The 5,215-nt window shown below is 36.5% G+C and carries 6 protein-coding genes and 1 pseudogene; 4 read left to right on the top strand and 3 right to left on the bottom strand.

From position 1 onward, the window contains the following. The coding region (locus AC22ZQ_RS12315; protein ID WP_486756242.1) for a thioredoxin domain-containing protein at positions 1-267 on the top strand (267 nt) is incomplete at its 5' end. A gap of 34 nt (positions 268-301) precedes the next feature. Beyond that, positions 302-1,798 carry a DUF5723 family protein gene (locus AC22ZQ_RS12310; protein ID WP_318959069.1) on the top strand — a complete coding sequence of 499 codons (1,497 nt, stop codon included), beginning with the start codon at positions 302-304 and terminating at the stop codon, positions 1,796-1,798. 212 nt (positions 1,799-2,010) lie between these two features. Here AC22ZQ_RS12310 and AC22ZQ_RS12305 read toward each other — a convergent pair whose 3' ends face one another. From AC22ZQ_RS12305 to AC22ZQ_RS12295, 3 genes are all read right to left on the bottom strand, one after another. Next, positions 2,011-2,472 (bottom strand): hypothetical protein, encoded by a 462-nt coding sequence (locus AC22ZQ_RS12305; protein ID WP_318959068.1) that lies wholly within the window; start codon positions 2,470-2,472, stop codon positions 2,011-2,013. A gap of 36 nt (positions 2,473-2,508) precedes the next feature. Beyond that, entirely contained in the window at positions 2,509-3,264 is a 756-nt protein-coding gene (rlmB, locus tag AC22ZQ_RS12300) for a 23S rRNA (guanosine(2251)-2'-O)-methyltransferase RlmB (RefSeq protein ID WP_318959067.1), read from the bottom strand. Between the two features lie 79 nt (positions 3,265-3,343). Next, positions 3,344-3,961 (bottom strand): hypothetical protein, encoded by a 618-nt coding sequence (locus AC22ZQ_RS12295; RefSeq protein WP_318959066.1) that lies wholly within the window; start codon positions 3,959-3,961, stop codon positions 3,344-3,346. 363 nt (positions 3,962-4,324) lie between these two features. Between AC22ZQ_RS12295 and efp the strand changes: the two genes are divergently transcribed. Both efp and AC22ZQ_RS12285 read left to right on the top strand, forming a co-directional pair. Further along, a complete protein-coding gene (efp, locus tag AC22ZQ_RS12290) occupies positions 4,325-4,891 on the top strand; it encodes an elongation factor P (RefSeq protein ID WP_318959065.1) in 567 nt (188 codons plus the stop codon). Between the two features lie 59 nt (positions 4,892-4,950). After that, positions 4,951-5,215, top strand: a pseudogene (locus AC22ZQ_RS12285) (hypothetical protein); the annotation flags it as partial.

Below are 5,215 nucleotides of genomic sequence, written 5' to 3'. Positions count from 1 at the left end.
GAAGAATTGGAGTACCCCTTCCCTTACCTATACGACAGCACGCAAGATATTGCCAAGGCTTACAACGCTGCGTGCACTCCAGATATATTTGTATTTGACAGCGCTAAGCAACTTTACTTCCACGGACAAATCGATGACTCACGTCCAAGTAATGATATTGAAGTCAGTGGAAAAGACCTTAAAAATGCCCTTGATTTATTGGTAAAAAATGAAAGTTTTAGTGGTACGGAGAAGCCATGTATGGGGTGCGGAATTAAATGGAAGTAAATCATTACTTTTATCCAGAACATAATAACACGCTATGAAATTTTACAGTTTAGTCATCCTTCTTTTTACAACGACCATAGTCTTCGGACAAACTCAGAATGGAGCCTACACTGCAATTGGAAAAGGGGTAGCTACTACCTTTTTAACAGACTATCAATGTTTAGGAATTAATACTTCTATGCTTGGTACTGGTACGGGTTACGAAGACAAAAAGGCAACTTTTGGCACTTCGGAAATGGCTTTTAGTATTTACAGTCCAGCCCTTACCAAACAAAACTTCATTAATTTAAGAACTGCCATTACCAACGAAGTAACTGGTAATTCTGCAGAAGGTTTTAACCTGGCAGAACAAAAGGAATCTGTAGCAAATTTTGCTGAGAAGGGAATCGCAATGAATGCAAATTACAATTGGTTTGGATTTGCTTATCAAGGCGAAAAATTCGGAGGAATTGCTGTTCAAGTTCGAGAAAAATTCAATTGGTATTCACAACTCAACCAACAAACTACGGACATTATCTTTAGAGGTCAGTTTGCTTCTATTTTTGACTCTTTAACCGTAGCTTTTGACGGAGACACAACCCAAATAGCCAACAGACCTGGAATTTCTGAAGACACTTTAGCTGCAGCCATCTCTGGTCAGATTAGCTCCCCTATTCTCATTAGTGAGTTAACTGATGGAACAAAAATTAAGCAACGTTGGGACAGAGAATGGAACATTGGTTATGGAAGAAAAATCTTTGGTAAACCTGAAACTTTTGCTTTATACGGGGGTATTAGTGGTCGTTACATTCAATCTGTGGCTCACTTTGATTTTGAGTCCAGCAATGGTAACGTAAACCTATACTCAGCAATGAGTCCGAGCTTTGATATTGACTATGGTGCAGTAGCCAATTCTAATCCTTCGGCAGTAATGCAAGAAGCATCGAGGAAGATTCCTGAGCTTGTTGGAAATGGATACGGTTTTGACCTTTCTGCTACTGTAAAAATGGCTAAAATTTTCACCTTTGGGTTAGCCATCAACAACATAGGAAGTGTAACCTACAACAAAAACATTTACAAGGTAAGAGACACCTTAATTGGGAGTGTGAGCTTAGAAGGATTAAAAGATCCGAACGTTTTAAGATCGGTCAACCGCTTTTTAGACAAGGATGGTATTTTAGAGTTAGAGGGCCAAGAAAAACTTGTGGTTCCTAACTCTGCTACGATACGCATTGGAGGAAGTATGGAGTTCTTTAAACGCATAAACATTGGTGTAGATGTGGTAGCTCCATTCAACAAGGACAATCCTGGAAGTTTGGCCAACCCCATAATCTCAGCAGGTGGTGATTTTAAACTTTTCAAATGGTTATGTTTATCTGCCGGATATTACGGAGGTGGCGTTTACAAATCAAACGTTCCGCTCGGAGTTAACTTTATTTTAAGAGGTGGTGCCTATGAATTTGGTATTTCATCTACGGATATTTTGCGCTTTGTGAGCGACAATACACATAGTGTATCTACTGCCTTTGGATTTGCAAGAATTAGATTCTAAGCAATAAATACGCATACATTTTAAAAGGCTCGGGAATTTCTCGGGCCTTTTCCATTAGGGGTAGTAGTGGTATACAAAATTCACAAAAACTTACTTGAACTTAAAGGCAGCTTAGCGACCAACGTGAAGCTAAATGCGTTTTAGAGAAAGTTATTTTTGGTAGTTTGTATAGGAACGGATGACCCGCCCCCCAAGACCTTGGGGGAAATGGCCTAATCCACTTTATTCAATTTCAGTTTTCTTTTTTGATGGTCTGAAGTATAAATTACCAAAACCATTTTATTCGCGTTAAACCAACGCACACGGTATTTAAGCGCTTGTACAAACTCATCCTCTGTATTGTAGAACTTGAGTCGTTTCCCTTTGGCCACAAAAATATGCTGGTCAACCTTCTCCAAACTATCCGCACTTATTTTTTCGGCAGAATAAATGAGATTTCCGTTAACCATTTTGATTTGCATGTTTTCCACAGGCACCTCTTCTCCGTATTTATCCACTAGCGATGCCGTTCCTTTTAAGGTGTCAGCATCCAAGATAAATTCTTCAGAACCACTGCCTTTTTTGTATTCCCATTTCCCTACAAGTTTTTCGGCTTTATTGGGAAGTTGGGCTTGGATATGAAAAACGCTCATTACCATAAGGATGAGCGTTATATATTGTTTTGTTCTTTTCATAAAATGAAAGTACAGCTTGAGAATTGAAAGTACAAATTAGCTTGTAATTAACTGTCGCATTTTTTCGTACAAGATAATACCTGTTGCAACACCAACGTTATACGATCCTATGGTTCCTAATAATGGAACTTTTGCTCTCTGATGTGCCAAATCTAATAACTCCTTAGAGATACCATCTTCCTCAGACCCCATAATGATTGCCGATGGTTCATTGAGGGTAACATCGAACACAAAGTTATCTGTCTTTTCAGTACAAGCTACAATGCGCAAACCAGAAGACTTAAGGTATTGAACCGTTTCCGATAAATCATCAACCTTACAAACTGGAATTTTATGCAATGCTCCCGCACTTGTCTTAATTGCATCTCCAGTAACCAATGCTGAATTTTTAGAAGGAACAATAATCGCGTGAACTCCACTACACTCAGCGGTTCTTGCTATAGCTCCAAAATTACGAACGTCTGTAATTCTATCTAAAATTAAAAAGTTTGGCTCATCACCATTTTCAAAAATCTCTTGTAAAACATCCTCTACATTTTGATATTTTATCGGTGAAGTAAAGGCGATTACACCTTGGTGATTTTTACGTGTTAATCGGTTCAACTTTTCTAAAGGCACAAATTGGAGGGTGTAATTTTTCCCTGCTAATTCTTCCTTCAATTCTTTAAAGAGGTCCTTTTGCATTCCTCTTTGAATCATTATTTTGTTGATTTCCACTTCTGCTCTAACAGCTTCAATTACGGCACGTACACCGAATACCAAATCAGAAATTTCTTCGCGATTGTTTCTCATGGGGGCAAAGGTAATTGAAAAGTGATGAAGAATTCTATTCTTTAAAGATAAAATATTGGGTATGCGCAATTCTACCTGTTCACATTGTGAGCTCGAACATAAACAAATCAACTTTCCATTCCTTACTATACCTTCTATTGTATTTAAAACTATACTCATCTAAGATCAATTGAAGATTATACCAAGCAACTTCATGATGTATCCCTTTTAATAATTTAAATAGATTACCTTTAATTTTATTCTTCCAATCCTGCTTTATTCCCTGCTCAGCACATGATGATATGGCTAATTCGTCTTCCTCGTTATTCGTCAATAATTTTGGGAAAAGAAATTTACTTTTTAGGAGTTCTTTCTTTAAACTTCTTGTATATACTCTGTAAGTCTTAGAAAGAAATAATCTAATTTCATCTCGTTTTCTATCTTCCGATATCGTATAACATAAAGTCAGTTTTCCTGGAAAGTTAATGGAGTTGATTTTATCACCTTGAAATGTTATTTCTGATATTTTAGTATACTGAATTTTAGAATTGATTTTACCCAACTCCTTTTGAATTTTTCTAACCATGTACAAAACTGTTCCGTATCTTTTTTGTCTAGATTGCCGGAGAATTGACTTGATAGACATGGGCTTTTTATCATTCATTACTAAATGTAAGATCTCTAGCCAGTCAAAGAAGGATTTGTTGCTATCTCTCATAAAACAAATAGATTTAAGTGATATTTTCTTGGTACAACTTGAGCATTTCCATCCAATTATTTTTTGACTCCACTTTAATTTCTTTGAAGCACAATTTGAACATTTATGAACTTTGCATTCAAGGTGATTCCTGAAATAACTTATACATTTTTCTTCCACAGAATAAGTGGTGTAAAACTTATAATTTTTCATGATTGTTAGGTTGTGATTTATTAGAAATAAGGTACAACTTTCTTGTCATATAAAAAATTCAGGTAGAATTCCGCATATTCACAAAATCGATGGAATTATGAACTTTTCCCACCTCCTCTCCTCAACTTTCCTCAATCATTTATTACATTTGCATTCTCAAACTATATAAATATGGCAGATACTTCAGATATAAAAAACGGACTTTGCATCGATTGGAATGGTAAACTTTGGTCTATCGTAGAATTCCAACACGTTAAACCAGGTAAAGGACCTGCATTCGTTCGTACGAAACTTAAGAACATTGAAACAGGAAAAGTTGTAGATAATACTTTCTCTGCTGGACACAAAATTTTCCCAGTTCGTATCGAAAGAAGAAGTTACCAATACTTATATCCAGAAAATGAAGGTTACCACTTCATGAATACGGAAGATTACACACAGGTTTTCATCAATAAATCTATGGTTGAAAAGTCTGAGTTCTTATCAGAAGGAATGATTTGTGAGATTACTTTCCACGCGGAAGAAGAAGCTCCATTGTTAGTTGATTTACCTATGTACATTGAAGCAGAAATCACTTACACTGAGCCAGGAATTAAAGGAGATACAGCTACAAACAGTTTAAAACCTGCTACAATAGATACAGGTGCTGAAGTTAGAGTTCCTTTATTCATCGACAACGGTGAGAAAATAAAAATTGATACAAGAACAGGTACTTACGTAGAAAGAGTTAAATCGTAAGCCCCTTATTAATACTTAAGAGTCGATCAGCTTTGGTCGACTTTTTTTATGCCCAGATTATGCCTTTTGTTTCCTTAGATAATAATATAGACATACACTTTCAACGCATCAATGAAAATACGAATTCGGATATTGTAGCCGTATTTCTGCACGAGGCTTTAGGGTCTATTGGACAATGGAAACATTTCCCTCAACAACTATGCGACCGCCTAAAACTTTCTGGAATTGTATATGAACGTCAAGGTTACGCTTCTTCTTCACCTTTAACAGAAAAGAGAAATGATGATTACTTGGAGCGCTATGCTTTGGACGAACTCCCGAAGT

The organism is Lishizhenia sp. (assembly GCF_057456495.1).
Note: the sequence above shows the minus strand (reverse complement) of the source record. Positions and strands in the feature narration are given on the sequence as shown.